Raw genomic sequence first — 26,422 nt, 5'->3', positions numbered from 1 at the left:
GAATAACTTTGAAACAATATTAGGCTTACTGTAACTTTTTCGTTATTGTCAATACATTCTTGCCGTTTTCATATGAATAAGATACAGTATCCATGAACTTCTTGACCAAGTATATCCCATATCCGCCTTCAGACCTTTCATACAGGGTCAGGGAAGGATCTGGATCCTTGGATTTCAATGGATCAAATGGAATACCGCTGTCTTCAAATTTCATTCTAAGTTCATCACCGACATCAAATGTTACGCATACAGTTCCTTTGGAATCTGGGTAAGCATAACTGATAATGTTTACGAAGATTTCTTCAATAACCATCATTATTGATGATTTTAATTTTGCATCATCTGTTTTCAAAGAAGGGGAGATTAGTTTCTGGATAATCTCAAGTGATTTTTTTTCAGCAGAAACTGAAAGTTTTGTAGAGGACCCTGTATACTCTAGAGCTACCATAGTAACATCATCATGGGGCTGTTTGGAGTATGCATTTACATCAGAATTTACCAAATCTACCAAGTCCTTCATATTCATCACACCAGGGCTCTTTAACAGATTCAGCAGTCTTTCAGTACCATATTCTTCTCCAGCATCATCCATTGCTTCAGTAACACCATCAGTATAGAGAAAAATAACCGCATCATCGGAGAGTGTTACTTCCAAATCATCATAGGTCGTGGGAACAACTCCCAGCACGGGCTGTTTTTTAACATTCAGATATTCTAAAGATTTGTTCTTTATAAGCGGCGGATTATGGCCGGCATTGGAATATGTAAATGTTCCAGAGTTTAAATCCAATATGCCTATGAATACAGTCACAAACATGCAGCTGTCATTATTTTCCAACAGCTGAATGTTTGATTTGGTCATGGCTTCCGCGGGCGAATTTGTCAGAATTATATTATTTTTAATGATCGAATGCGCATGCATCATGAACAAAGCCGCCGGTATACCCTTTCCAGACACGTCGGCTATAAGTACAGCGATCTTTCCATTTCCAAGTTCAAAGAAATCGTAGAAATCTCCACCGACTTCTTTTGCAGGAATCATGGCGGCTGAAAGGCTTATACCCTTTGTTCCGTTGAACCGCGACTGCGGAAGGATGGAAGTCTGAATTAATTTTGCAGCGTTGAGCTCAGTCTCAGTTTTCATTGATTCTGCGGTAGCTGAAATCTCAGTAAATATAACCCGAAACATTAATGCATACAGAATGGGCAGAGTGATGGATGTAAAAAAGTACTGAAGATTCATCGATTCTCTAACAGTATAGTCCTCGACATACCAAGAACAGTAAGCTATGATGAATATGACATAACTGATTATCGGCACTACTACAAAACGGTTCATTTCCCCATTCGTGTCTGAAATCAGTTTTTTAACTTTATTTTTAATAAATAAGTCATATACAATTAATGTAATTATCAGAAGGACCGTCTGTAGGATGACATATACCGATTTCTCCACTAAAATAGTTCCCTCAGCGGTTAGATTGTTATATGCTAGCATTGCATAGTCGCTGAAGAATGTAGATGCAATCATCGAAATAAGCACTGCAAAAGATGCCGCGAAAACTTTTGCAGAAGTCTTGCCCTCATAACATTTCAGGACCGCAATATATACGAAAAATGTAGAAATCATTATCGCTGAGAGTTCTATCAGCATGTTGGATATGCCTGATAGATCAATCTGGCGTCCAAAAAAATCGATTTCTTGATCTATTGAAAACTGGTGGGCATACAGCCTCAGAAAGATTAGTAATATATACGGAATAATAAACAATACTGCGGATAGGATAAGTGATTTTTTAATCGAATATTTTCTTTTCAGAGTTATATCGACTATCAGCAATGAAAAGATGCCAAACAGCAGTATTGAAAAAGCTTCTAATGCAGCAGAGGCCAGGTTAGTATCCATATATATCACGCATCAGTTTAATATGATTTAGAATTCCCTTACAAATTCCTTAGTTTTACCGCCCCGTTCACTGCGTTTGGGTGGTTCTTCACTGAGTCTGACGACAACCTCATCGAAGCCGTTGTTGAGAAGGTATCCATTAAGTTCTTTGCTGAAATCATTCAAAATTTTCTCTTTATCTGCACCATCAGCAAACTCTGCTCTCAGCTCGAAGCATTTGTCTGAAACGTGAGCCACCTGATATGTGTAGATATCCTTCACTTCCTGAAGTGCATGCGTAATAACAATGCCTGACAGCGTTTTACCGCCAATTGTGATCTCCTCTATGACCCTTCCATTTATTTCCATAATTGGAAAATTCGATCCGCATTCGCATTCCCGAGTAATCTTCACCCTATCACTCATGTAATAACGAATTATCGGCTGCACATAATTAGTGAGATCTGTTATGTATATACCTTCAGACCATTCGCCATCTTTGACTGGATTTCCATCCTTATCAATTGGCTCGATTATCACCCAGTCATCATTGATGTGCAGCCTGCCATGATCGCATGTCATTGCAGCTTCTCCACCTTCAGTGCTGCAGTAGTTATTTAAAACAGCACAGTTGAAAACTTCTTTTACCCGGCGGTAGATTTCTGGAGACAAAACCTCTGCAGAAAAACCAATTGCTTTTGGATGAATGTCCAATTTTCCCTCCTCTGCAGCATTAATTAATGGTCCGATAGTAGAAGGGTATGCAGTTAGAAAATCCGGCTGGAAATCATTAAGCTTCTGTATGATGCGTTCGGTTCCATCCTGCATCGAAATGGCAAGCATATTGTCGCTGTATTCAGGATTTGCAGCCTTTATCTTCAAAAATGAAGAGTAAGACGACACTTTTTGATCTGTAAATATTATAGCTGCGAGTTTGTTATATTTTGGATCAGACAGGTGTTCATCCAGACCTCTAAAGAGCCTGGTCTGCATAAGAGCGCCGTGAATTATATTGTGGCAGGAATCTCTTACCATTGGCATTGGAATTCCCGAAGTTCCAGAAGTCGTAATCGCAGCATATTTCCCAAGATATGGCCCGCGTGATTCGATGGGGCTGTCGACATACTCAAAAACTCCGTCATAGGTGACGTTTGGATCAGTAACCCAATCATCATAACACTTCATCAATTCAGGTTTTGAAACCGGCGGTAGATCCTCGAGCGTGAAGTTATCTTCATCGATTTCAGAATAATGTTTTCTAAAATAAGGAGAATGTTTTTTAGAATATGAGACCAGCATCTTCAGCCGCTCATGGACTACATCTTTTTTCTCGATTTGTAAGAGTTTTTCCCCATCTTTACACAGCTTGACGGCTGTTTCCATTGAGATTTTTTCCATGTTAATCACATAAACTGTTTATTAAAATTACATGAGGAATGAGCGTGTGTTTACTTTATATTTGCTACGTGCGGGAGACAGCACTTAGAATGTGTATTGCTGCGATTAACACTAATTCATTCATAATAAGTTTCAGAATAACCTCTCAGCATCTATCAAGATTTGTTGATGCCTCAACATCTTTAAATACAATGATTTGTTGAGATCTCAACATATCTTTGGAGATGTTGAATGACTCAAAATGTAAGAACATCTGTCAACAGCTCAAATATTGATTCTAAAACCCGAAATATGATCATGCTAGGTCTGGCTTTGGGTATGATTGTTGCCTGTTTGGATGGTACAATTGTATCAACTGCATTGAAGACGATTGCTCAGGATCTTAATGGGATGGATCTATACTCATGGGCTATTACTGCATACATGCTCTGTGAGACTGTCCTTATTCCAATATCTGGAAAGTTGTCAGATATTTATGGAAGGAAGCCTCTTTTATTAGTGGGAATAGGGCTCTTCTTAGCCGGTTCGGTGTTAGCTGGATTATCCACAAATATGGTCGAACTTATTGCATTCCGGGCACTGCAAGGTTTCGGCGGAGGAACATTAATTCCTGTAGCTACTGCAACTGTAGCAGACTTATACCCTCCAGAAAAAAGAGGAAAGGTTCAGGGCATGCTGGGAGCGATTTTTGCAGTGGGCTCTGCAATAGGACCGCTGCTGGGAGGTATTATAACAGACAGCATCGGCTGGCACTGGTGTTTCTTTATTAATGTCCCGATCGGCTTGGTAATGATTGCACTCACAGCTGCGAAATTCCCTTCGATCAACGTTCAGGAAAAACCATACATAGATTACACCGGAATGGGAGTTCTAAGTATATTCATAGCTGATATTCTGCTTCTATTCACGTGGGCAGGGAATGATTTCGCATGGATAAGTGTTGAAACATTGATAATGGTCATAATTGCAGTAGCATTGCTGCATGCATTTGTAAAGATAGAGCATAAGGTAAAAGATCCAGTGATGAACCCGCACATATTCAAAAACAAACTGATCGTCAGCAGCGGTGTGATGGTCTTCATCTTTGGAATGACAATGATGGGCGTTCTTACATTCATCACGATATTCCTGCAGATGATCATGGGTTACACCCCCACTGAATCCGGTTATGTTACCTTGGCACTTGTAGCCGGCATGATGATTACTTCAATCTCCAGCGGTGCTCTGCTTAATCGCACAGGGTACAAGCCATGGCTCATATCTGGACCCATATTTTCATTCATTGGACTGCTTATGATGAGCTTTCTGCATAACGGCAGTGATCTGTGGTTTCTTCTGCTCTCGCTGTTCATCTGCGGATTCGGATTTGGCTGTGTAATGTCTGTGATTATGATCTTGGTGCAGAATAACTCATCAGAAAAAGAGATGGGAATGGTTACATCCACAATTAACTTGTTCAGGAATATTGGAGGTACGATGGCCACTGGATTATTTGCTACAATAATCTCAACTGCATTCATCCAAAAACTGAATGCGATTCCTGGCCTCTCAGATGCAGGATTCCCAATGACCACTTCAATTTTGAATCATCTTGGAGAGATCATGTCAGAATTCGGTCCAGGCTATGTACAGACAATCGTGAGCGACTATGGAGATGCGATCGCACTCACATTCCTTGTAGCAGCAATATTGATCCTGTTCGTAGCAGTAATAGCATCATTCTTGAAGACTAGGCCGATTGTGAGTGTTAAAACGGAAAAGAACCTGGATCAGGTCATTGAAAAAGAGGAATGATAAACCATTTAGTGGTTCCTAGTTTAAAAATAGATCAGGGCGGGAGTCCTGATCTACCATCAAAATAACAGATAAATGAAAAGGTGAAAATCTTGCCAGATGAAAAGATGGTGCCTGAGTGGAAGATGTTTCTTCCATCCTATGTACATACAGTATCTAAGTACATTACACAAAAATCTGCAGAGACGCTTAAGCAGTACAATCTAAAAGCATGCTATTTACCATACCTCGTTACCCTATTTCAAAAAGGAAATGCAACCATGAAAGAGCTGACCGAACAAACCGGTACAGATAAATCCAACACTACGCGGATGATATCGGAACTCAGGGAAAGAGGTATCGTGGCTGATGACCGCAAAAACAAGAACAGCAAAAAATATAACGTGCATTTAACAGAGCAAGGAAGAGAGCTTGTTATAAAATCAAAAAATGAGTTTGAATCATCAATTGATGTTCTATTTTCAGATCTGTCTGCGGAGGAGCTCAGTACATTAATAAAAATTATGAAAAAGACTCAGGATTCCATTAAAGGTAAATGAGTTTAAAAATAAGTGCAGACAGTCTTGGATGTTAGCCAAAACTGTCTTTTAAAAAGTTTAATTCTGCAGATATGGCAGGATCAGATCATACACAGAGCCATATCCAAGGTAGACACATATCCCTTCTGCAATACACACTAAGCCCAATACGAAAAGTAAAGGCCACCAGTTCAGAACCTTACCAAACATTTTGATGATGGATTCAGCAAAGTTGAACAGCATGTAGAAAATGGCACCGATGACGAACGCTAAGATTATCCTTGGCCACCCTTCAGCCAGAAATGACACGTCTATACTGCCTACGGTAGTAAGTGTTCCAAGAGAAATATACACAATAGCCATTACCAAAAGCGCGAATAATGGAGAGATATGGACATTTCGTATTGGTCTTATAATTAATGCAAATCCTGCAATGGCAACAATCAATGCCGTACTCAGAATCCAATCCTTATAATCAACCAATGCAACAATAACCATTAATATTCCAAATATAAACCCCAATGCGGTCAAAGCCTTGTATGAAAAGGATTCTTTTTTCCTAACATACTGAATTGCAATTATGACTGCTAGAAGTCCCCCTAAAATAAGGACAATTTCCAGAATATAATCATTAACCACATTCGAGATGTCGGTCATATCCATATTCCTCGTATGTCCGATATAGATTATAATCTTAGGTATTCCGAGAGTAAGTTATGAGAAGTTCGATTATATGTTATACAAATGCTCTTTAAAATGAAATTTTACAGCAGAGTGAAAAAACCTGAAGAAAAGCGTTAATATTTAGAAAGAATTGATTGAACAACCTATCAAGGAGCGAAGAAGTTTGCAGATTGTAAATGAACCTGAGGTCAGATTTGAAATCCCCGACTGGGATTTGTTGAATGATATGGGAATGATGTCTGCAGATATGCATTTTCATACTCGGCATTCGGACTCCAGGACAGACGTTAAAGAAGCTTTAAAGCTAGCTGGTGAAAGAAAGGTAGGTCTAGCCATAACAGATCACAATCTAATCGGCGGAGTCAAGGAAGCTTTTCACAGCAAATGTTCAACATTCGTGATTCCAGGAATAGAGATAAGCGCGTGGGATGGCCCGCATATCCTCGTATATTTTTACGAAGCTAACGATTTGTATTCGTACTGGGAGAGTAATATCAAACGTAGAATTCAGAGCAATCCCTGCCTAGCAATTCGGATGAACACTCTGGAAATTTTAGACTCCTTGGAAAAAGAAAATTGCGTAATCTCTGCTGCTCATCCAATGGGTTATTTTATGTTTAACAAAGGAATGCAAAAATGCATAAATAGATCATATCTGACAGAAGACACGGCACGCAGAATTGATGCATATGAAGTCATCTGCAGCGGCATGAATCATAAATCTAATTTAGAAGCTCTGCAGTATTCACGAAAATACCATATCGGCTGCACTGGTGGAACCGACGGACACATGCTGTGTGAAGTCGGAAATGTTGTAACCACTTCCAAAGCAGATGGTATTGATGAGTTCTTAGATAATATCAAAAAAGGAAAAAATGAAGTCATTGGAACTGAAAAGAATACCAAAATGAAAATAGCAGCGGGTGCCTCCATGTCGCCTTATTATTTCCAGCATATACCTTCATCGCTGGAAATTCATTATAAACAAAATATGGTAAGGGTAAAACACTACATTGACAGTTTTAAAAAAGAAAATTAGATGGAGAATCATTGAAGACTTTCCATCATTGTTGAAATGCAGGTCTTGAATTTTTCTTTTAGAGTTCTGGACTGATATTGCTCTTCAGTATATAATGTGCAATACTGAAGATCGTCCAAGAATGCTTGTTTCATCTGTTCTCCGATTCTTTCAGAATAGATCATTGCATTGGTCTCAAAGTTTAGCTTGAGACTTCTCTCATCAAGATTTGCAGATCCAATTGAACAAAATTTACCGTCTACAACAAAGGTTTTAGAATGAACGAAACCTCTGTGATATTGGTAGACTTTCACATTGTTTCTCATCATGAGATGAGCATTGTAAAGACTGCTCCAATATACAAAGGCATGATCTACCCTATCTGGAATAATTATCCTGACATCTACACCAGAGAGTGCCGCCAGTTCAAGGGTGTCTTTCAATGTCTGATCGGGAACAAGATATGGAGTATGTATATAGATCGTTTCCTTAGCCAGCATTACCAGTTTAAGATACTCTTTCTGGATTGGATTATTTTTTGTATCTGGCCCTCCAGAAACTAGCTGCATCTTGTCAGAACCGCAGTTTCCACAAGGTGGGAAGTATTTAGCACTGACATCGATATTCTTGCCAGTAGCATATTTCCAGTCCATGAAAAATCTCATATTCATTACAGCAACGGAATTACCAACCACGCGTGTACCGGTATCTCTCCAGAAACCAAATGGACCTTTGCCAAGGTACTCGTCTCCTATATTGTAGCCTCCAACATAGCCGACTTTTCCATCTATGACTGCGATCTTACGATGGTTTCTGTTGTTCTTCCTGGGGCTGAATAAAACAGTCGGCATACTGTGGAACAAAGAGAACTCCCCGCCGGCTTTTTTAAATTCTTTTATCCTTGTCTTCGGACCGCTGTTCATGCCAATTGCGTCGATCATTAATCTCACTTCAACGCCTTCATTCAGCTTTTTGATCAGTAAGTCCATCATCTCATTGACGAGAACGTCATCCCTCACAATATAATACTCAAGATGAATGAATGACTTTGCGTTCCTTAGATCCTCAAATAAATCCTTGAACTTATCATTGCCATCCAGATATATTGTGATATCATTATCATCAATGTAATAACTAGCATTTGCACGCATCATCGCAGCTGCCACGTCGAGGTACTCTTTATCGAGGGGATCTTCGACATACTTTTTTCCTTCATCGATAAGAGAGATAACTTTGTCGTTGAGCTCTCTGATCTCATCTTCAGGCATTCCTTTAACTTCAAACCATTTTTTACGATAGAAAGTCTGACCGAACAGCAGATACAATATGAATCCAGCAAGCGGCATGAATGCTAGCACTGCGATCCATATTAACGCTGATTTTCGGTTTCCTTCTAGGGTAATCAACACAAGAATGAGAAGAATATCCGTGAAGAAAACAATCAGAGCCAAGAGTACGCCGATTGTCATTAAACGGGGACATTATGACTAAACTAATTAAGATTGTTATGAAAAATGGTCCCGACTCCCGGATTTGAACCGGGGACCTGCTGATATCAGCGGCTGAGGAACCGGAAGTACCGGGAACCCACTACAGTCAGCCGCTCTAGCCAGACTGAGCTAAGTCGGGAGTTGGTTCCCCCATCTGTGAATTGATATAAATTCATTTCCATTGGACCAAGATGTTTTGATTGCTATGATATGCAATTTTTAAACAGATGTGGGTGGGTAGAAATTATGTCTAAAAACATCCATGACTGTCCATATCTGGCTCATATCTACCTGAATTTATTATGATTTTGAGATAGGTATTATCTACCTGGATGTGTTGTCTGGTGGCTATGCAAGTACAAAAGAGCATTGTGGCAATCATCATTGTTGCAGTTATAATAGTTGCAGGAGTTGGAGTATATTTCTTTACTTCAGCATCTGACGATGATGAAACCAATACTGTAAACATTGATTTTGCCGGGCAGGAAATAGTACCTGTGAGCAATTTAGATGGAGGCATAGTTGCTGTAGGCCAAGACAGCTTCAGGTGGATGACATACTTTGGATTAGCTGACAAATGTGTTATGGTTGATCAAAATGATATGACTAACTACCTTGGAAAAACATTTATGTATGTTGGCCGCGCACAGGTTGATATTGATGGTGGCGATTCGGCAAAGCTGAGCGATGCTGATGCTGCAAGAAAATATTTTACACATTCCAACTGTGCTATAACTACTGAAGATGTAAAAACAATAATCGAACTTAAACCATCGATCGTTGTAGTTCCTGCTAAATTCTATACAGAATACCGTAATGAAATGGCAGCTATTGAGAGCTCTGGAATCAATACAATTGCAATTGGAGAGATCTATACATTTCTTGATTCAAAAACATTTATGATTACAGATGATCTGGAAAAACAGATAGATGTGCTCTCTAAGGCGCTTGGACAAGAAAAAAGAGGAAAAGAGTTAAAAGAAGCGTTTAAAGAGATTGTGAATGATCTTAAGAGCTTCTCTGGAAAAGTAACAGAAAAGAAAAGCGCCTACATTGGATCAGTATCATACAATGGGGCACATGGCATTAATTCATCTCTTTCATACTATCTGCCTTTTGAACTTGCAAACGTGACCAATATCATTGGCGGCTCTGTAAATTATGAAGGATCTGGAGTCAAAGAATATTCTGCTGCAACAATCAAAAATGGAATTAAAGAAGATACTATTCTTTTTGTAGATGCATCTGGATATTCTTCCAATACAGATAATACATCTCAAGGAATTATAAAGATGTTTGAAGGTCATGATGCATACCTCATTGCACCATACATCTGGACAGGAATTAATTATGAGAGTGTGTTCATCGATGCATATCAAATACTCAGGTATGCTTACGGTGATTCTGTAATTACAGAGTCTCAGATGAATGAAAAGATCAAACATGTGTATGATCTATTCTTTGGAACTCATGAATCAAACCGCAATATCTCAGAATTCAAATCCTATACGGTTGATCTTCCAGAAAATGGAACCAGTATCTTTGAAGATATGAATTCCATGTACCTGGTAGCAAAAAAGAACCCGATATTTGGAGAGATATCAATAGATTCTAGCGGAAAGATGAGCTATTAAAACGCAATTCAATCCCCTCTTCGGAGGGGATTGCCCAACAGGTAATATCATGGAAAAATCAGGAATTGAGAAGTTTAAAGAGCACAATAGGAAGAAATTTCTGGTATTGCTAGTTTTAGCAGCATTAATTGTGATATTATCACTGGTAGTCCTTAAAATAAATTCAGATTTAGATTCATTTTCAGATCTTTTAAATATTTTATTCAATAAAGGTGATCCATCTAACGACGATCTGGACAGTATTCTCGTCTGGGACTTAAGCATACCAAGAGTCATATCAGCCATCTTAGCGGGTTTTGCGCTAGGCATATCTGGAACAGTTATGCAGTGCGTTCTTAAGAACCCACTTGGCTCACCGTATACATTAGGAGTGTCCAATGCGGCTGCGTTTGGAGCATCGATAGGGATAGTTCTCCTAGGTGGAGGGATCATTACCGGCCAGAGTATGGCTACAATTACAATTAATAATCCATACACTGTTGCAATAAGCGCATTCATCTGGTCAATGATCGCAACAGGGGTCATAATTCTTTTAGTCAAAGTTACTAAGGTAAGCCCTGAGACGATGGTTCTCGCAGGAGTTGCCTTAAGCTCCATATTCTCAGCAGGAATAAGTTTCCTTCAATATATGTATAACGAGTATGCTTTATCCACAATTGTTTTCTGGCAATTTGGATCAATGGGTAAAGCCACTTGGGATGAACTGGCATTAATATTTATAATCACATTAGTAATTATAATCTATTTCTTATACAACAGGTTAGACTACAATGCGCTCGATGTTGGAGATGATGTTGCTTTATCATTGGGAGTAAATGTAAATAGACTCAGGCTTGTGTCGCTGTTTGCTGCAGCATTATTAACTGCAATAATTGTATCATTCATGGGCATAGTTGCATTTATCGGACTGCTAGGCCCGCACATAGTAAGGAGGCTCATTGGAAATGATCACCGGTATCTTTTGCTGGGCTCAATGTTCATGGGGGCACTTATCCTCCTGGTTTCGGATTGCATAGGGCAGAATTTGATGGACTTTACGCTGCCTGTCGGAATAATAACATCATTTTTAGGAGGGCCTTTATTCCTATATCTTTTGATAAGAGGATATAGAAAAAAGAAACTCGACATTCGCAAACTAATATCTTCAAGAGGGGGTTCTAAATGAGTCTGCTTGAAGTGAAGTCAGTAAGATTTACATATGATGATGAAAGAGAGATTCTCAAAGATGTGAGTTTTGATGCAGATCACAATAATATCATCTCAATACTAGGACCAAATGGTACTGGTAAAACAACCCTGTTGAAATGCATCTGCAATATCCATAGACCATCATCTGGAAAAATAACAATAGACGGAACTGACATCTTGAGCCTTTCTTCAAGAGAACTGGCTAAAAGAGTAGCATATGTTCCGCAGAAGACATATACCTCAAGGATTACAGTATTTGACTCGATACTTATTGGAAGACGGCCTCATATTGATTGGACTACAACACAGAAAGATGTTGAAATTGCATGGAGCATCATCGAGTCATTAGGACTAAGCGATCTTTCGCTGAAATATGTAGATGAGATCAGCGGAGGAGAATTTCAGAAAGTACAGATAGGCAGAGCCATCACTCAGGAACCTAAGTTATTGATTTTGGATGAACCTTCAAATAATTTAGATATTGCTAATCAGCACATTACAATGAGAATGATCAATCATGTAGTCAGAGAACACGGCCTTTGCACGATAATGACAATGCATGATATCAATCTAGCAACATACTACTCTGATAAGTTTCTGTTTATCAAAGATGGGGAGCTGATTGCATACGGCGGTAAAGAGGTGATTAATCCAGACATCATACAAACTGTATATGGCATAGAGGTTGATGTATTGGATTACAATGGTCAACCCCTGGTTGTTCCGAAGAAGGATCAACCTCAGTATGAAGGACTTGTTTCAGCTGGGATAGGCGGTTACAATGACTAAATTGGCACCATTTCAAGGGGAGAATATGTCCCCTCAGCAAATAATAGAATTCTGGAATGAATATGCAGGTAATTACTCATCGTTCCAACAAGGAGATTTACCTGAAAGAATAATCGAACGTTTGTTTGAAACAGAAATATTAAAACCAGATTACTCTGTTTTGGAAATAGGATCTGGTCCAGGTACATATTCATTAAAACTGGCACCAAGAGTTAGAATTTTAACATGCATGGATTCGTCTGAAAAAATGCTGGACATCTTAGGTAGGTCCATAAAGAATAGCGGATACACCAATATTGAGAGATTCTTAGAGGATTGGAATGGATATGTTCCAAAAAAAGGTTATGACGCCTGCATCGCAACATTGTGTCCAGGTTCTGGTTCAGAAGAATCACTGATGAGAATGGAAAAATCGGCTCGCAGGAGCTGCATCATAGTATCCTGGTATGCAAATCACGGAGACGATTTAAATGAAAAAATCTGGAAAGAACTTGGACGAGACTACTCGTATGATATTAGAAAAAGCACTGGCGTTCAGGATTGGCTCAAAGAAAATGGACGTGAATTCAAAATGGAAATATTGAGCACTCGCATAACCCAAGATATTCCACTAACAGATATTATAACTCGAGAAAAATCTGCATTTAAAGCATATGGACAGCGCGATGTAGAAGAGATTGTCAAAAAGATACTTGAACCATGCACAATGAATGGAATCGTGCACTTTGATCATATAAATGAAATGAAACTAATCTACTGGAAACCTGCAGAGTAAATTGAATAATTCAGAATAAGAAAGTAATGTGGGTGGCCACATTACGAAGTGTTTACCCGATGTAACGAAGATCCTCTGGAGGTGCTTCATCAAGCTGGGGTGTTTCCATTTCTTTAAGTTTAGAGGCAATAGCATCAATTTGCTCTGCCTTACTTTCAAGATCTGTAAAATCAATTTCAACATTCAATAATGATGATAAGATTCTGAGAACTGCTTCGGCTCCTTTTGGATCTACGAAGTAACCAGATGTTTCTCCCATTAGACAGACTGCATCCATGCCGTAAATTTTACCCAGCCCAAGAAGCAATCCGCTTGCACCGACTATTCCAGAACCTGGTTCCCCTTTAGAGAATATTACCCCTTTCTCTTTCATCTCTTCGACTAGCTCTAAAGATGTAGCCGCTCCAAGAACTCTGGGGTCATCTAGGATTTTACCAACACCGTATCCTCCAAGAGTGTATATCCGCTTAACGTTGTATTTCATTGCCATTTGTAGAAGGTAATCGGATATGTCATACTGCCCTTCTGGCGTAAGCCCCTGAAAATCACCCACAACAATTAACAAGTCGGGACGGCTGCCGTCTTCTGATTTTGAATAGTAAACTTCATTGTTTACTAACTTTGCAACACCATCATCATCAAGAACTACTTGTGGAGGAAAATGAACAGAATAAATATCAGCTAATTTTACAGCTTTAAGCTGATCTAATAAATGCTCCGCAGCCAATTTTCCTACATTGCCCACACCGGGTAATCCTTCAACGAGGATTGGATCAGTGAGAGTCGGTTCTTCGTGGATAACTGATTTAATTTTTTCCATAAACACCACACTCTTTTCTCAGTCGTCTGCGGTACTCACCATATCTATCTTCTGGTGAGTATCTAGGAGGTATTGGAACATCTGTTTTCTTCCCGCATCGAGGGCATATATCATAAAGCGTATATTCAGAACAATCCTGACATTTCCTCAATTGCGTCTTCATGTTCCACCAAAAAATTACTTAGCATCACGATGGAATGCAGCTTTTCCTCCAGAAGAGTTAAGCGTGTCCACAACAGTTGCGGTTACAAGTTTCATATCTTCTTCTGCGGTTTTATAATCGACTGCTTCCACAACAACACGATATCTAGGTGCGCCTACGTATTGAATCTTAACCTGCTCCGTAGAGGCTGCAATGCCTGCCATAAGAGCGTCTTTGATGTAATCCACACCATTAGGCAACGGGCAAACCAATTCCAAAGTACCGCTGATCTGAACAAGAGAAGGAGTTACATTTTCTTTAGCAACTTCTATAAATGCATCCGTCCAATCCCCTTCGAATCCTTCTTCAGGTAGGGATTCTGGATGCACTGCAATCTGCTCAAAGGAGCCATACAATGTCCCGAACACTTCAATCAAATCATAACCGAACGTTTCATAACAGAAGTCTTTAGTTTTACCTAGACGCTCGGCAACAATCTCCAGAAGCTTGTCTGCCTTATTTTCATTTTTCCATTGCTGAATTTTCTCTCTTTTCTGATGTTCATTTACAGATTTAAGAGAGAGATCAATATGGCCTTTCGAGGAGTCTACTCCAAGAACTTTACATACTATTTTCTGTCCTTCGCGGACATAATCACGTATATATTTTACCCAGCCAGTAGCGACATCCCTGATGTGAATGAAGCCCTCTTTGTTGTCATACTCATCGAGCGATACGAAAGCACCAAAGTTTTTGACACTTTGAACTGTGCAAACGACTAATTCGCTTTCTTCAGGGAATTCGCTAGTGCGAGCAGCCATTCTTAATCAACTACCTCTATTAATTCTCCGCGCAATTCACCAGCGCCACCCTTTGATTTTACAAGGGTAGAACCGCAAACGTTGCAGCTTACATTCATAGCAGGATTCTTAAAGACAATCTGTTCATTGCTGCAGTCTGCACATCTAACTTTAATGAATTTTCCGGTATGTGTATCAGCCATATCATTCACTCCTGAAGTTCAAACTTCTTTGATCTGAAGCATGGTCTCTGGTGAGCTTTTTTGCAGACCTTACATCTGTAACGCAGGGAGATTCTCTTTGTCGGTTTTTCTCTTCCTTCTGGCTTAGGCCTTGGGAATCCACCGTATCCGGATGTGACCTTTCTGAATCTCCTCTGACCCCATTTTCGCTCACTAGCTTTCTTTTTCTTCACTCTCTCTACTTCGTGGTCGGTATGGACCTTGCAGTTGGGACAGTAGGTTTTAATCGTGTGAGGCATCTTCATGCAAACACCTGTTAATGTAATCTTATGCGACATCCTCACCATAGGTTCTCAGTTAAGAGATGTGAAAGGCTGTCTTTGCAGAGCATAATGTCTGCTTCTTCTATGTGAACATATCCTACTACTTAAGCATTTTTCCAAGTGCTAGATGCTGGGAAAACAGACCACACATGAGAAGAAGACATAGTCCATTAGAATCCATATGCAAGCCAATAGATGATTGTTTGCCACAAAAATGACACTGATCGCAATGAAATACTGTTGTTGCCATGCAAGACATATTTTCAGCACATGACCTTTGCAGATAAGCAGTGCATTTCAAAGCGCTTATGAGTGATCAGATAGATAGGCGGATTTTACAATAGTGTGGACAGTATTTAGTAATAATAAATTCAGACACATTCATCGGATGAAAGACATGTGAATATCATCACGGAGAATAGAAATGTTCATTAAGCGTATATTATCAGATTGTTCTAAGAGCATATAATAAAACAAAATACTGAAATTCTAAAGCACTCGAATTATAATATCAAATAACTTCAGAAAAAAGGCGTCAGAGAACAAACATTAGATCAATATCGAAGATTGCCGCAGAAATATTAAGCAACTTCAAGATAAGCCCTTAGAAAAATATGGACAAAATTGCAATATGATGAACAAAATTGTATAATCTTATATATAATTCAATCTCAATTTTTATAAACAGTTAATTAAACAATTTAGAACATGCCAATGTTTTTAAAATATCCAACTCAAATTTACGTACATAATACCCAATGGTAGCATATTTTACACTTGTAAATGCATAATCCAATAGAAAAGGATATATAATGCAGGATAAATAGTTGAACTAGATAATTTATGAACGAAAGAGGCTTCAGCAAAAAGGATGAGACTCTTGTAAAGCTCCTCATGCGCACAGGTATGGCGAAAAATGTTGCAAAGACACTCGTATTCCTCAACAAAAAAGAAGAGACTACCTCAGTCGAGATAGAGATATCTACCGCATTGAGACAGCCAGAAGTATCCATTGCAATGCAAGAGCTACGCCACAAAAAGTGGGTTGTGAAGAAAGATATTAAGAAAGAAGGTAAGGGGAGACCCGTACACTCCTATAGACTAGCTATTCCATTTGAGAAAATAGTGGAAGTCATAGAGAAGGAAGAACGGGCCAAGATAGATGATATTGAAAGCAATATCCAAGCCCTCAAAAAAGCTACTGACACTCAGTAAGCTTTTTTCTCCAAAACCTTTGTTTCATTCTTTGTCCCTATGACCACGTGTGATGCGAGGTCGAGGAACAATCCATTTTCAACCACCCCTGGAATGGAATTCAGTTTTAACGCTAGATCGTAAGGATCAGAAATTCCTTCGAACTTGCAGTCATAGATCATATTGCCATTATCTGTAATAAATGGTGATTCAGATCCTCTGAGCTGAGCGACACATCCCAGCTTTTCAATTGATTCCTTAGTTTTCTTATGGCTGAATTGTGTTACTTCTACTGGAAGGGATACACGGGTTCCCAGCTGATTGACGATTTTTGATTCGTCAACTATGATTATTTCATTAACGGAGTAGTATGCAACAATCTTCTCTCTGAGCAAAGCGCCTCCCAATCCTTTGATTAGATTAAAATTAGGGTCTACTTCATCAGCACCATCAATTGTCAGATCAATTCTATCTACGCATTCAAGCTCAGTCAACGGGATGTTTAGGGATCTTGCCTGTTTCTCAGTTTCGATAGATGTTGGTATGCCCACGAGATCGTATCCGTTTGATACCAGTTTTCCGATTTCTTCTACAGCAAATTTTGTAGTCGATCCAGTTCCAAGACCGAGGATCATTCCATCTTTTACATATTCTACAGCTTTCCTGGCTGCTTTGATTTTCATTTCACTCATAAAGACCACCAAACGACTTTTTGATCTCTTCGACCAATCTATTGACTACAAACTCATTGATTTCTTTACCAAGTTCACTAGTCGCATCCTGCGCATTTCCTACATATCCCATAGGCATGCACCTTTCTGGGTCAGATACAATAAGATAACCGCAGTCGACATAATCTCCGCGACAGGGTGCTTTCCTAGCCAAATCAGGACAGATATGCATCACTCTTGAAGTTTCAACCATCCCGCCGTGCCCATCTCCTGTTTGATCGATCGGGAATTCATCCACCAGATCATAATCAGACAGCAACATAATTTTTACAGCCCTCTTTTCAGCAACTTCTGCACACCCCTGTCTCAAAGCATTGATGTGTGACGAACCAGCATGGCCGCTTATAATCACAATCTTGTCTGCACCGTTGTCGATTAATGAATTCAATACATCAATGGTAAGGTGCATAGTCGTGAGAAAAGATATAGAAAGCGTTCCAGGCATGTTTTTTGTAGAGGAGTGGTGTGCATATCTTATTGGAGGGGCGACAATGCCTCCAATTAATTTTGCAACTGCGTCTGCAACATATTCCGGCTGAACAGAATCAGTACATAACGGCAGATGTCCTCCGTGCGCCTCTGTTGCTCCAATAGGAAGCAAAACTACAGGCTTTTTAGCCATCACTTCTTTAAACTGTACTGAAGATAGAGAGTCTAAACGCATGAATATCACTTTTTCCTAATGTCAATGAGTTTTGTACCACAAACTGGACATACTCCTTTTTCAAGGGAATCGAGACCAAATTTTTCCTTGAGCTCTTTGTTTTTGGATTCCAGTTGGTCATTGTCTAAATTCCGGTTACATTGAGGGCAATACACAGTTCAAGAACATCTATTCTTGAATATAACTCTATTCAAAACTGTGGAGTCAGTTTCGCAAGTATCATATTATATCAAAATAATGGTGCTGCGTGAATCTAGCAGCTCTCTATTCCGGAGGAAAAGACTCAACTTTTGCAACATACTTAATGGAGCAGCAAGGTCATGAAATTGAGTTTTTGATTAGTATAATTCCAGACAACACATACTCATGGATGTTTCATACTCCAAATCTGAATTTGATTCCAGCCATGGCGGAAGCGATGGATAAAAAATACATAGGCATAGAAAGCCACGGAGAGGAAAAAGAGGAGCTGGAGGCCCTTAGATCAGTTCTGGAAGGTCTTGAAGTCGACGGAATAATTACTGGAGCGATCGCTTCAGACTACCAGTGGGATCGCATAAATCATATTTGTGAGGATCTCAACCTGAAAGTATTTTCCCCCCTGTGGAGAAAAAATCCGTTGGTGGTTATGGAAAATATGATTGAAAGCGGGGTCAGATCAGTGATAGCTACAGTAGCTGCAGAAGGACTGAATGAAAAATGGCTCGGAAGAGAACTAGATCATAAAACTCTGGAAGATCTGAAAATCCTAAATGAAAGATACAAAGTTAGCGTGTCTGGAGAAGGAGGAGAGTATGAATCATTGACACTTGACTCCCCACTTCATAAAAAATCAATGGAAATCAAATCATTTGAGGTTATAGAATCAAGGGATAATTCCAGGATGCACGTAAAAGAAGTAGCATTAATTGATAAGCAGAAGTGATCAGTCCGACATATTCTTACATACAGTTAAAATTTTATCATAGTCTGGTTCCAAAGCAGGGTTGTCTGTTACCCATTTATAAACTAAGATGCCCTCTTTATTTATCACAAATATGGCTCTTTTCGACCTTCCTTCTAGATATCCAATATCTCCTTCCAACACACCATATAATTCAGTTACAGATGCATCAAAATCAGCCAGAAGCGGAAATGGGATCATTATCCTTGATTTCCATCCTGCGTGAGTAAACATGCTGTTGGTTGAGATTCCTAAGATTTGAACGCCAAGATCCTTGAACTGTGGATACATTTCAGTGAGTTTCATAAATTCAACTGTACACATCATTCCAAAGTCAGACTGATAAAAAGCAAGGACCGTTGTGTGTGAAGAGTAAACATCGCTTAGTCGAATTGTGTCTGTACTTGCTTCAGGGAGCTCAAAATCAGGTACCGACTCTCCAACTTCAAGATTCTTCGACATATGGAGTGAATGAACATAGAAGTATTTCTAAATCATCAAAATAAAAAAAACATGGAGGCGTTTGAGAAAGACGGGCATCAATCTCAAACCGCGGGATGACATTAAGCTCGCGAGACTTGCAAAGCAAATCTCACAACCTCCGTATCTAAATCCTAGTGTTCAGTATATAACCGATTTGGGGAGGTAGGTGAAAGTACCTCCTTATTTTTTCTTAATTTTATGACGCACTTTTACTGCCTCTCCACGCCTGCTATCGGCCATTTCCGAGCCCGACATTAGGGATACGCCAGTACCTGCTAATTCTCCATTTCTTCTAATGACAACTTCATCTCCGGGGCGTATGCGCTCGTCTGCAGACACAATACCTACAGAAAAGAGACTGCCAGTAAGGTCAAAATCACCAATTTCGATCACATTGAGATTTAATTGTGAAAGTACCTCCGCACCTTCAAGGGTCAAAGAGATCATTCCGCGCTCGGGAGTGAGCATTCCGAGCTGGACGCCATCTCTCATAATTTTAAGATAGGGATACTTCCCGACCACTGATGCTCCATCCAGCATAGCTCCGCCTTCTTTTCCAAACTGATATCTGCACATTGAACGGACCATCTCTATACGGTCCACAGACCTCGGAACTTTTTCCACTTTCTGACATTCCTCCATCAAAACTTCCCTCAATTTAGAAAGAGCTTCGGGAGATGTGGCGGAATTCCCATCGGAAGTGTCTATGCAGTCTACAACTTCCTGAACAAACTCACTTTCTGATCCAAGATTGCAGACGATTTTTTCAAAGCCGAATGATGCTGCATGCATGACTAAATTCTGAATCATATCTATTTCCTCAAGATCCCAGTTTCCTGTAACAGGTATATCATATTGGGAAGCGGGGTAGAATGTTTCGAATTCTCTAGGAACTGTTCCAAGCGGCGAGGTAATAATCAGTTCCTGGATAGCACAAGAATTTGGAATTGAAAGCAGCACTTCTTCAAACAACCTGTGGCTCTTTGATGTATAATATGGCTTTTTGGCAGAGCAGGGAATCATAAGTAGAATCTTTTTATGTTTCGGAGGCTCCCATCTTTCTATGATCCTTTCCCTGAAACGTCTGACATCCGGTCTCATCAACGAGGATTTAGAATTGCAGTAAAACTCCGATCCTGTGACCGGAGTGTAACGTTCTTGAAAAGAATAGTACTCCAAATCTAGCAGTCTCAGTGAGGCAACAGCCCATGCAGAAGCATTGACTCTTGTTTCTACAAGCTCTCTAAGCCTGCCGGTTCGAATCATATATTTAACGAGGGCAAGCTCATTGGACACCTCAGTCATGTTTCTCTCAAGCAAAGATTCCTGGGAAATACCAAGATCTGAAGCTTTGTAAGTTCCAGAAGGCAGGAGCACAAACCCTTTTGCTGTTGCATAAAGCACCCTAGAATTGTCAAAAAGATCTATTCCACAGTATGCCAATAAAGCCATGTTTGAAGGCTCCATCAGTCCGGGTGCAAAGATGAGTTTGTTGTAACCTATCTTAGACCTTAGTGCAACGATAGAATCAGAAAATGACCTTGCATCCCTTCTCAGCTCAAAAGAGTTGTCGAGTATTGCTACATCACCATCTAAAACCGCTTCATTTTGTGATTTCCTGTCAAAAGGAGCGTGGATATCACTGATGAATTTAGAGAGCTGCGCGCTGCAGCTTGATATTATAAGACCATCGTTCCATGAGGCCCTGAGTTCAGCGTTAGGTGGAGCTGGGAAACTGACAGTATCTGAATACACGATATTTGGAAATTCAATAAACGTTGACTCTGTCATCCATTTTCCTGCTCGCGCCAATCCACTACGGTCAATGACCTCAATCATACCAAGATTATGAGGTTCTAGATTTAAAACAATGCTCGAAAATATATGCGAGAGCTTAATAGGGAGAGAGAATATTCTCAGATGACCAGCATGAGCTTCAAAGGTATGGATATAATTTCTATTTCTGACCTCACAAAAGATCAGATAGAAGAAATACTGAATTTGGCCAACAAGATGATTCCATATGCCAAGGGAGAAAAGACCACTAAGGCATTGGAGGGAAGAATTTTAGCAAATCTTTTCTTTGAACCTTCTACGAGGACTAGGCTATCGTTTGAAAGTGCTATGATCAGACTTGGCGGAAGCAACATAGGAATAACGGATCATCAGAACTCATCAGTAGCCAAAGGTGAGACTCTCGCCGATACTATTCGTACAGTAGAATGCTATGCTGATGCGATAGTATTGAGGCATCCCAAAGAAGGAGCTGCAAGACTTGCTGCGAAGTTCTCTGAAAAACCCGTCATCAATTGTGGTGATGGTCCTGGCCAGCATCCAACTCAAACGTTGGTAGATCTGTTTACAATGAAACAAGAGCAGGGAAGTATGAAAGATAAGAATGTCGTGCTTGTAGGCGATCTTAAATATGGCCGTACTGTACATTCACTCGTTGAAGCCCTGGCACTTTTTGGGGCTAATCTGACATTTGTAGCACCAGATATCCTGCAGATACCCAAGGAAAGTGTCAAACTACTGGAAAAAGCAGGGATATCAATAAACCTAGAAAGAAACCTGGAGAATGTGATTGCGGACGCAGATGTTCTTTATGTCACAAGGATACAAAAAGAAAGGTTTCCAGATCAGAGTGAATATGAGAAAGTTGCCGGCAGCTACAAAGTAGATAACACTGTGCTGAGAGAAGCTAAAAAGAATCTGACGATCATGCATCCTCTTCCAAGGGTGGATGAGATAGCACCGGAAGTTGACTACACGGAGAATGCTAAGTACTTTAAACAAACATTTAATGCCGTTCCTGTACGGATGGCTATCCTTTCACTGATTATAGGGGGACAAGTATGAGAGACTTCAGAGTGACTCCGATCCGTAATGGCACGGTTATTGATCATATTGAATGTGGGCAGGCGCTGAAAGTTCTGCATATAATGGGTGTTGGAGAAGTCAGATCTACAATATCTGTCCTTATGCACGTTCCTTCAAAAAACGGCGGATGGAAAGATGTTGTCAAAGTAGAAGACCGTGAGCTTGATCCAAGAGAAGTTGATAAAATATCATTGCTGGCTCCGAATGCTACAATAAATATAATCAGAGATTTCAATGTAGCAGAAAAATACAAAGTAAAAATGCCAGAAGTTGTAAAAGGCATTGTAAAGTGTGATAATCCCAATTGCATAACTAATGTTCAGAGGGAGCCTGTAGATACTGAATTTATCGTAGAATCCAAAGCCCCGGTCATACTGAGATGTTTGTACTGCGATCGTATCCAGGGAGACTTCACGGAGCGCTTAATCTGATGAGCTCCAAAGTCTATGTAGTTACAGGAATGCCGGGAGCCGGCAAAGAAGAATTTGCACAAACAGCAGTCAGCTTAGGTTACTCCTTGATAAGGATGGGCGATGTCGTACGCAAGGAAGCAGCTAATCAGGGAATAATAATGGATGACCGTGGAGTCGGGGGCTTCGCCTCTGATGAACGGCAGAAGCATGGGGCTGACATCTGGGCTAAACGATGTTTACCATACATTGAACACAATTCAGTGATTGACGGATGCCGCAGCCTTGAGGAGATGAGTTTATTCAAAGAGAAATTTGGAAAAGACTCGATACTTATTGCGATTGAAGCTCCAGCAGCCCTCCGGTTCAAAAGACTTCAGCAACGCGGCAGATCAGATGCCCCCCAGACGGTTGAGGAATTTAAAGAAAGAGATCTGCGTGAAATCGGATGGGGTTTGGCAGAGCTTATAAAATGTGCAGATAACACCCTTGTCAACGATGGTTCCCTCGAATCCTTTTATGAGAAAGTCAAAAAGGAAATCGACTATGATTAAATATAAAGTTGCTCAGTTATGTCAGCAAGACGCTCTTTCAATAATTCCTATTGAGAAAATAGCAGTTGACATGGAAAAAACTACTGAACACCTAATCAAAAATGGATTTTTAACAGAAAACCAAACGGTAATGGTTACTGCTTCGAAGGATAAGGTTATTGTATCAATATATAAAAATGGAAGAATTTTGGTAAGCGGTACTACTTCTAAAGAAGCGGCAGAAAAAATAGGCCGTGAAATTTATGAAATTCAAGAACAAAAAGACGCCTGCACTTCCAAATAATAGAAATAATCACAGCCTGCTTTATATCATATAATAGATTCAGTGATGTGATCACACTAACGAGCATACTTGTGGTCCTGATACTATGCATGGTGCTTTCCGCACTCTCATTATATTTTGGACTCCTCACTAAAAGTGGATCAATAGCCTCATTTTTTATAGGTCTAGCCATAGGCGTACTAGGCGCCCCCAGCTGGTTAATTTTACTCATATTATTTGCATTGCTGGGATTCATAGTCACCAAATTCAGAATGAGCCTTAAACAAGAACTTGGTGTACAAGAAGGAAAGAAAGGAGAAAGAACATATAGGAACGTTATTGCCAATAGCCTAGTGCCTTTGTTAGTCGCCATATGTGCATTTGCTTTCGGCGGTGAATATTATAATTTAATGGCCGTAGCATACATTGCTTCAATTTCAGTAGCTGCTGCAGACACAGTGGCAAGCGAAGTAGGAAGTCTTTCTCCTAAAGTATATATGATTACCACAGGCAAGAAAGTTAAGGCAGGTATAGATGGAGGAATATCCGTAGAAGGAACTATTGCCTGCATAATTGGAGGCATAGCAGCCGCATATCTCGGATGCTCCCTCATATTCTCAGAGCTGTGGGGAACTGAATTTATCATCCTAGGGATAATTGGAATAATCGGTTGCATGATTGACAGCCTAATCGGAGCCACATTGGAAAGGCGCGGTATAGTGGGAAAACTTGGAACCAATGTTATTTCAATGGCCTGCGGAGCAGCCATAGCGATTACCATTTGGGTTTTGTGATTAGAAAGATATAAATACGAAGTCGTCATCGTCTATTTTGGTATGACGGCCAGAGCGGCGGGGATACACCCGGTCCCATCTGAACCCGGAAGTTAAGTCCGCCTGCGTTTCATGTTGTACTGCGGTGCGCGAGCCCGCGGGAACCATGAGACGCTGTCAGCCGCTTTTTATTTCTCTTTATGAGGCTTTACTATCCTGAACATTTAATATCGTGAACGTCATGCATCGTTTTGTTTCAGATGATATTGATAAAGCTAGGCGGTAGCGTAATAACCGATAAAACAAGATATAAAACGCTTCGGACCGATGTCCTTGCAAGGCTTGCTGGTGAGATTAAATCTTCAGGCAAAGATGTTATATTAGTGCATGGAGCCGGTTCATATGGACACATAATCGCTGCTGAAAATGAGCTTCAGAAAGGATACTTAAGAGACTCACAGATTACGGCAGCTTCACAAGTGATGGAAGACGTTAAAAATCTAGACTTAGACGTTACTAAATGTTTTAACGGCGCAGGTATGCCATGTGTATCTCTTCCACCAAGTGCAATTACAAAGCTGCAGTCCGGAAAGTTGAATGAATTGGACTGCGAGGTTTTCAAAGAGTATCTAGACATTGGGATAATGCCTGTCACGTTTGGGGATGTTTGTTTAGACTCTGAAAGAAAATTTGGAATATGCTCCGGTGATCAATTGATGATGCGACTGGCTGAACATTTCAAACCGGAGGTTACAATATTCTGCACAGATGTGGATGGCGTGTATACTTCAGATCCATATTCAAATGATGATGCGGAATTAATCAAAGTTATAACTCAGGATGTTTTGAATAAGCTCCCACGAACTCAGCACTGTGCCGATGTGACAGGAAGTATTTTCAAAAAAATAGAACATATGCTGAATATTGCTGAATACAGCAAAGCAATGGTAATCAATGGTTTGGTGCCAGGACGATTGAAAGCTGCGTTGTGCAATGAAGAGGTAATTGGATCCAGAGTGGAGTGTTGCAATGAAAGGAATTGAAAGCAGAAAGGATGATCATATACGCATTTCTCTCGAGCATGATGTGGCTTCGTCAAAAAATTATTGGGATGATGTTAAATTAGTGCATGAGGCTCTGCCAGAAGTAGACTTTGATGATATTGACTGCTCCACTACATTTCTAGGGTGCAGGCTTTCTTGTCCAATTATAGTTACAGCAATAACTGGAGGGTTTCCTAAAGCAGAGACAATTAACAAAAATCTTGCTATTGCCTGCATGAATCTCGGAATCGGGCTGGGAGTAGGAAGTCAGAGAGCAGCGTTAGAAGGTGGGGATGATCGTAGCTACACGATCATAAAAGAATACGATGTGCCATTAAAGATAGGAAACATCGGAGCTCCACAATTGATTAGGCAAAAAAATAAAAGAGCATTGACAGAAGAAGATGCACAGAAAGCAATCGATATGATTGATGCTGATGTACTTGCAATCCACCTCAATTTCTTACAAGAAATGGCACAACCTGAAGGAGATGTATGCTCTGCGGGATGTTATGACGCCATACGTTCTCTGGCAAGAGATCTGCCAGTGATTATAAAAGAAACTGGTGCAGGGATTTCCCGCGGTACTGCTCTAAGACTAAAAGGCATAGGGGTTAGAGCCCTAGATGTATCAGGAGTAAGTGGAACCAGTTTCTCCAAGGTAGAATCATTTCGCTCAGAGGATCTGGACAAGACGGATAGTGCTGAAATTGGGAGAGTATTTGGAGAATGGGGAATTCCAGCTCCCATATCTGTGATTTCTGCCAATGTCGGACTACCTATAATAGCAAGTGGCGGAATAATGAATGGACTACACGCAGCAACCAGTATAACTATGGGTGCAAAATGTGCAGGCTCCGCTCGCGCAATCCTAAAGTATGCGATGGAATCACCAGAAGCAACGGAAAGGTATCTGCGCATAATGATAAGAGAATTCAAGACGACAATGTTTTTAACTGGGTCTAAAAATTTAAAAGAACTTTCGGAGAAGAGATTCATACTGACTGGTGCCGTCAGAGAATGGGCATCGTATCTGGAGGAATAA

General features: G+C 40.1%; 29 protein-coding genes, 1 tRNA gene and 1 rRNA gene. 17 read left to right on the top strand and 14 right to left on the bottom strand.

Annotated features, from left to right (window positions below; all coding sequences use genetic code 11):
- Positions 1-25: 25 nt before the first annotated feature.
- Positions 26-1,906 (bottom strand): ATP-binding SpoIIE family protein phosphatase, encoded by a 1,881-nt coding sequence (locus H729_RS09395; protein WP_020448475.1) that lies wholly within the window; start codon positions 1,904-1,906, stop codon positions 26-28.
- A 27-nt stretch (positions 1,907-1,933) separates the two neighbouring features.
- Entirely contained in the window at positions 1,934-3,283 is a 1,350-nt protein-coding gene (locus H729_RS02745) for a phenylacetate--CoA ligase family protein (protein WP_020448474.1), read from the bottom strand.
- Between the two features lie 231 nt (positions 3,284-3,514).
- Between H729_RS02745 and H729_RS02740 the strand changes: the two genes are divergently transcribed.
- Entirely contained in the window at positions 3,515-5,077 is a 1,563-nt protein-coding gene (locus H729_RS02740; protein WP_020448473.1) for an MDR family MFS transporter, read from the top strand.
- Positions 5,078-5,169: 92 nt separating this feature from the next.
- Entirely contained in the window at positions 5,170-5,616 is a 447-nt protein-coding gene (locus H729_RS02735; RefSeq protein ID WP_020448472.1) for a MarR family winged helix-turn-helix transcriptional regulator, read from the top strand.
- A 57-nt stretch (positions 5,617-5,673) separates the two neighbouring features.
- On the opposite strand, the gene H729_RS02730 is transcribed toward H729_RS02735, so the two are convergent.
- Complete coding sequence (locus tag H729_RS02730; protein ID WP_147554371.1) at positions 5,674-6,252, bottom strand: hypothetical protein; 579 nt, start codon at positions 6,250-6,252, stop codon at positions 5,674-5,676.
- 190 nt (positions 6,253-6,442) lie between these two features.
- Between H729_RS02730 and H729_RS02725 the strand changes: the two genes are divergently transcribed.
- Positions 6,443-7,318 (top strand): PHP-associated domain-containing protein, encoded by an 876-nt coding sequence (locus H729_RS02725; protein ID WP_020448470.1) that lies wholly within the window; start codon positions 6,443-6,445, stop codon positions 7,316-7,318.
- An 8-nt stretch (positions 7,319-7,326) separates the two neighbouring features.
- On the opposite strand, the gene cls is transcribed toward H729_RS02725, so the two are convergent.
- Entirely contained in the window at positions 7,327-8,766 is a 1,440-nt protein-coding gene (gene cls / locus H729_RS02720; RefSeq protein WP_020448469.1) for a cardiolipin synthase, read from the bottom strand.
- 46 nt (positions 8,767-8,812) lie between these two features.
- Positions 8,813-8,926 (bottom strand) — tRNA-Tyr (locus tag H729_RS02715).
- 211 nt (positions 8,927-9,137) lie between these two features.
- On the opposite strand from H729_RS02715, the gene H729_RS02710 reads away from it, so the two are divergent.
- Genes H729_RS02710 through H729_RS02695 form a run of 4 tightly spaced genes read left to right on the top strand, consistent with a single transcriptional unit; the run spans position 9,138 to position 13,173 of the window.
- The gene (locus tag H729_RS02710; RefSeq protein WP_020448468.1) at positions 9,138-10,421 is read left to right on the top strand and encodes an ABC transporter substrate-binding protein; all 1,284 of its coding nucleotides are present in this window, start codon (positions 9,138-9,140) and stop codon (positions 10,419-10,421) included.
- A 49-nt stretch (positions 10,422-10,470) separates the two neighbouring features.
- Positions 10,471-11,586: a FecCD family ABC transporter permease gene (locus H729_RS02705; protein ID WP_020448467.1), complete on the top strand. Its 1,116-nt coding sequence runs from the start codon at positions 10,471-10,473 to the stop codon at positions 11,584-11,586.
- Positions 11,583-12,398 (top strand): ABC transporter ATP-binding protein, encoded by an 816-nt coding sequence (locus H729_RS02700; RefSeq protein WP_020448466.1) that lies wholly within the window; start codon positions 11,583-11,585, stop codon positions 12,396-12,398. Before H729_RS02705 ends, H729_RS02700 begins: the two co-directional genes overlap by 4 nt.
- Before the next feature lie 25 nt (positions 12,399-12,423).
- Entirely contained in the window at positions 12,424-13,173 is a 750-nt protein-coding gene (locus tag H729_RS02695) for a class I SAM-dependent methyltransferase (protein ID WP_172618649.1), read from the top strand.
- A gap of 52 nt (positions 13,174-13,225) precedes the next feature.
- Here the strand turns inward: H729_RS02695 and H729_RS02690 are convergent, their stop codons facing one another.
- The 5 genes from H729_RS02690 to H729_RS02675 are packed head-to-tail and all read right to left on the bottom strand — an operon-like array spanning position 13,226 to position 15,422.
- On the bottom strand, positions 13,226-13,993 hold the full coding sequence (locus H729_RS02690; RefSeq protein ID WP_020448464.1) for a proteasome assembly chaperone family protein: 768 nt from the start codon (positions 13,991-13,993) through the stop codon (positions 13,226-13,228).
- The gene (locus tag H729_RS09635; RefSeq protein WP_081633094.1) at positions 13,980-14,156 is read right to left on the bottom strand and encodes an RNA-protein complex protein Nop10; all 177 of its coding nucleotides are present in this window, start codon (positions 14,154-14,156) and stop codon (positions 13,980-13,982) included. The genes H729_RS02690 and H729_RS09635 overlap by 14 nt, the downstream gene beginning before the upstream one ends.
- Positions 14,157-14,170: 14 nt before the next feature.
- On the bottom strand, positions 14,171-14,956 hold the full coding sequence (locus H729_RS02685) for a translation initiation factor IF-2 subunit alpha (RefSeq protein ID WP_020448462.1): 786 nt from the start codon (positions 14,954-14,956) through the stop codon (positions 14,171-14,173).
- A 2-nt stretch (positions 14,957-14,958) separates the two neighbouring features.
- On the bottom strand, positions 14,959-15,138 hold the full coding sequence (locus H729_RS02680) for a 30S ribosomal protein S27e (protein ID WP_020448461.1): 180 nt from the start codon (positions 15,136-15,138) through the stop codon (positions 14,959-14,961).
- A 5-nt stretch (positions 15,139-15,143) separates the two neighbouring features.
- Entirely contained in the window at positions 15,144-15,422 is a 279-nt protein-coding gene (locus tag H729_RS02675) for a 50S ribosomal protein L44e (RefSeq protein ID WP_020448460.1), read from the bottom strand.
- An 861-nt stretch (positions 15,423-16,283) separates the two neighbouring features.
- On the opposite strand from H729_RS02675, the gene H729_RS02670 reads away from it, so the two are divergent.
- Positions 16,284-16,655, top strand: a complete 372-nt coding sequence (locus H729_RS02670; protein WP_020448459.1) for a TrmB family transcriptional regulator — start codon at positions 16,284-16,286, stop codon at positions 16,653-16,655.
- Here the strand turns inward: H729_RS02670 and rpiA are convergent.
- Positions 16,649-17,326, bottom strand: a complete 678-nt coding sequence (rpiA, locus tag H729_RS02665) for a ribose-5-phosphate isomerase RpiA (RefSeq protein WP_020448458.1) — start codon at positions 17,324-17,326, stop codon at positions 16,649-16,651. The two genes, H729_RS02670 and rpiA, sit on opposite strands and share 7 nt — an antisense overlap.
- A complete protein-coding gene (locus tag H729_RS02660) occupies positions 17,319-18,029 on the bottom strand; it encodes a creatininase family protein (protein WP_020448457.1) in 711 nt (236 codons plus the stop codon). The genes rpiA and H729_RS02660 overlap by 8 nt, the downstream gene beginning before the upstream one ends.
- A gap of 247 nt (positions 18,030-18,276) precedes the next feature.
- On the opposite strand from H729_RS02660, the gene H729_RS02655 reads away from it, so the two are divergent.
- Complete coding sequence (locus tag H729_RS02655; RefSeq protein WP_020448456.1) at positions 18,277-18,954, top strand: diphthine--ammonia ligase; 678 nt, start codon at positions 18,277-18,279, stop codon at positions 18,952-18,954.
- On the opposite strand, the gene H729_RS02650 is transcribed toward H729_RS02655, so the two are convergent.
- Both H729_RS02650 and H729_RS02645 read right to left on the bottom strand, forming a co-directional pair.
- Positions 18,955-19,434 carry a redoxin domain-containing protein gene (locus H729_RS02650; protein WP_020448455.1) on the bottom strand — a complete coding sequence of 160 codons (480 nt, stop codon included), beginning with the start codon at positions 19,432-19,434 and terminating at the stop codon, positions 18,955-18,957.
- A gap of 201 nt (positions 19,435-19,635) precedes the next feature.
- Positions 19,636-21,294: a DUF5591 domain-containing protein gene (locus H729_RS02645; RefSeq protein ID WP_081633093.1), complete on the bottom strand. Its 1,659-nt coding sequence runs from the start codon at positions 21,292-21,294 to the stop codon at positions 19,636-19,638.
- A gap of 90 nt (positions 21,295-21,384) precedes the next feature.
- On the opposite strand from H729_RS02645, the gene pyrB reads away from it, so the two are divergent.
- The 8 genes from pyrB to fni all read left to right on the top strand — a co-directional run bounded on the left by pyrB (position 21,385) and on the right by fni (position 26,422).
- Complete coding sequence (pyrB, locus tag H729_RS02640) at positions 21,385-22,314, top strand: aspartate carbamoyltransferase (protein ID WP_048134273.1); 930 nt, start codon at positions 21,385-21,387, stop codon at positions 22,312-22,314.
- Entirely contained in the window at positions 22,311-22,766 is a 456-nt protein-coding gene (gene pyrI / locus H729_RS02635; protein WP_020448452.1) for an aspartate carbamoyltransferase regulatory subunit, read from the top strand. The genes pyrB and pyrI overlap by 4 nt, the downstream gene beginning before the upstream one ends.
- On the top strand, positions 22,766-23,299 hold the full coding sequence (locus H729_RS02630) for an AAA family ATPase (RefSeq protein WP_020448451.1): 534 nt from the start codon (positions 22,766-22,768) through the stop codon (positions 23,297-23,299). Before pyrI ends, H729_RS02630 begins: the two co-directional genes overlap by 1 nt.
- Positions 23,292-23,582, top strand: a complete 291-nt coding sequence (locus H729_RS02625) for a hypothetical protein (RefSeq protein WP_020448450.1) — start codon at positions 23,292-23,294, stop codon at positions 23,580-23,582. Before H729_RS02630 ends, H729_RS02625 begins: the two co-directional genes overlap by 8 nt.
- Before the next feature lie 89 nt (positions 23,583-23,671).
- Positions 23,672-24,355 (top strand): DUF92 domain-containing protein, encoded by a 684-nt coding sequence (locus H729_RS02620; RefSeq protein ID WP_020448449.1) that lies wholly within the window; start codon positions 23,672-23,674, stop codon positions 24,353-24,355.
- A gap of 41 nt (positions 24,356-24,396) precedes the next feature.
- Positions 24,397-24,517, top strand: a 5S ribosomal RNA gene (gene rrf / locus H729_RS02615).
- Positions 24,518-24,594: 77 nt separating this feature from the next.
- Positions 24,595-25,377, top strand: a complete 783-nt coding sequence (locus H729_RS02610) for an isopentenyl phosphate kinase (protein WP_048133846.1) — start codon at positions 24,595-24,597, stop codon at positions 25,375-25,377.
- Positions 25,364-26,422 carry a type 2 isopentenyl-diphosphate Delta-isomerase gene (fni, locus tag H729_RS02605; RefSeq protein ID WP_020448447.1) on the top strand — a complete coding sequence of 353 codons (1,059 nt, stop codon included), beginning with the start codon at positions 25,364-25,366 and terminating at the stop codon, positions 26,420-26,422. The genes H729_RS02610 and fni overlap by 14 nt, the downstream gene beginning before the upstream one ends.

Origin of the sequence: Candidatus Methanomassiliicoccus intestinalis Issoire-Mx1 (assembly GCF_000404225.1) — an archaeon.
Classification (GTDB): Archaea; Thermoplasmatota; Thermoplasmata; order Methanomassiliicoccales; family Methanomassiliicoccaceae; genus Methanomassiliicoccus_A; species Methanomassiliicoccus_A intestinalis.
Note: the sequence above shows the minus strand (reverse complement) of the source record. Positions and strands in the feature narration are given on the sequence as shown.

Bases quoted from the DNA above. Each gene is read 5' to 3' on its own strand.
- H729_RS09395 (WP_020448475.1), bottom strand. From the start codon at position 1,906: ATGGATACTAACCTGGCCTCTGCTGCATTAGAAGCTTTTTCAATACTG.
- H729_RS02745 (WP_020448474.1), bottom strand. From the start codon at position 3,283: ATGGAAAAAATCTCAATGGAAACAGCCGTCAAGCTGTGTAAAGATGGG.
- H729_RS02740 (WP_020448473.1), top strand. From the start codon at position 3,515: ATGACTCAAAATGTAAGAACATCTGTCAACAGCTCAAATATTGATTCT.
- H729_RS02730 (WP_147554371.1), bottom strand. From the start codon at position 6,252: ATGACCGACATCTCGAATGTGGTTAATGATTATATTCTGGAAATTGTC.
- cls (WP_020448469.1), bottom strand. From the start codon at position 8,766: ATGACAATCGGCGTACTCTTGGCTCTGATTGTTTTCTTCACGGATATT.
- H729_RS02710 (WP_020448468.1), top strand. From the start codon at position 9,138: ATGCAAGTACAAAAGAGCATTGTGGCAATCATCATTGTTGCAGTTATA.
- H729_RS02705 (WP_020448467.1), top strand. From the start codon at position 10,471: ATGGAAAAATCAGGAATTGAGAAGTTTAAAGAGCACAATAGGAAGAAA.
- H729_RS02700 (WP_020448466.1), top strand. From the start codon at position 11,583: ATGAGTCTGCTTGAAGTGAAGTCAGTAAGATTTACATATGATGATGAA.
- H729_RS02695 (WP_172618649.1), top strand. From the start codon at position 12,424: ATGTCCCCTCAGCAAATAATAGAATTCTGGAATGAATATGCAGGTAAT.
- H729_RS02690 (WP_020448464.1), bottom strand. From the start codon at position 13,993: ATGGAAAAAATTAAATCAGTTATCCACGAAGAACCGACTCTCACTGAT.
- H729_RS09635 (WP_081633094.1), bottom strand. From the start codon at position 14,156: ATGAAGACGCAATTGAGGAAATGTCAGGATTGTTCTGAATATACGCTT.
- H729_RS02685 (WP_020448462.1), bottom strand. From the start codon at position 14,956: ATGGCTGCTCGCACTAGCGAATTCCCTGAAGAAAGCGAATTAGTCGTT.
- H729_RS02680 (WP_020448461.1), bottom strand. From the start codon at position 15,138: ATGGCTGATACACATACCGGAAAATTCATTAAAGTTAGATGTGCAGAC.
- H729_RS02675 (WP_020448460.1), bottom strand. From the start codon at position 15,422: ATGAAGATGCCTCACACGATTAAAACCTACTGTCCCAACTGCAAGGTC.
- H729_RS02670 (WP_020448459.1), top strand. From the start codon at position 16,284: ATGAACGAAAGAGGCTTCAGCAAAAAGGATGAGACTCTTGTAAAGCTC.
- rpiA (WP_020448458.1), bottom strand. From the start codon at position 17,326: ATGAGTGAAATGAAAATCAAAGCAGCCAGGAAAGCTGTAGAATATGTA.
- H729_RS02660 (WP_020448457.1), bottom strand. From the start codon at position 18,029: ATGCGTTTAGACTCTCTATCTTCAGTACAGTTTAAAGAAGTGATGGCT.
- H729_RS02650 (WP_020448455.1), bottom strand. From the start codon at position 19,434: ATGTCGAAGAATCTTGAAGTTGGAGAGTCGGTACCTGATTTTGAGCTC.
- H729_RS02645 (WP_081633093.1), bottom strand. From the start codon at position 21,294: ATGATTGAGGTCATTGACCGTAGTGGATTGGCGCGAGCAGGAAAATGG.
- pyrB (WP_048134273.1), top strand. From the start codon at position 21,385: ATGAGCTTCAAAGGTATGGATATAATTTCTATTTCTGACCTCACAAAA.
- pyrI (WP_020448452.1), top strand. From the start codon at position 22,311: ATGAGAGACTTCAGAGTGACTCCGATCCGTAATGGCACGGTTATTGAT.
- H729_RS02630 (WP_020448451.1), top strand. From the start codon at position 22,766: ATGAGCTCCAAAGTCTATGTAGTTACAGGAATGCCGGGAGCCGGCAAA.
- H729_RS02625 (WP_020448450.1), top strand. From the start codon at position 23,292: ATGATTAAATATAAAGTTGCTCAGTTATGTCAGCAAGACGCTCTTTCA.
- H729_RS02620 (WP_020448449.1), top strand. From the start codon at position 23,672: ATGGTGCTTTCCGCACTCTCATTATATTTTGGACTCCTCACTAAAAGT.
- H729_RS02610 (WP_048133846.1), top strand. From the start codon at position 24,595: ATGATATTGATAAAGCTAGGCGGTAGCGTAATAACCGATAAAACAAGA.
- fni (WP_020448447.1), top strand. From the start codon at position 25,364: ATGAAAGGAATTGAAAGCAGAAAGGATGATCATATACGCATTTCTCTC.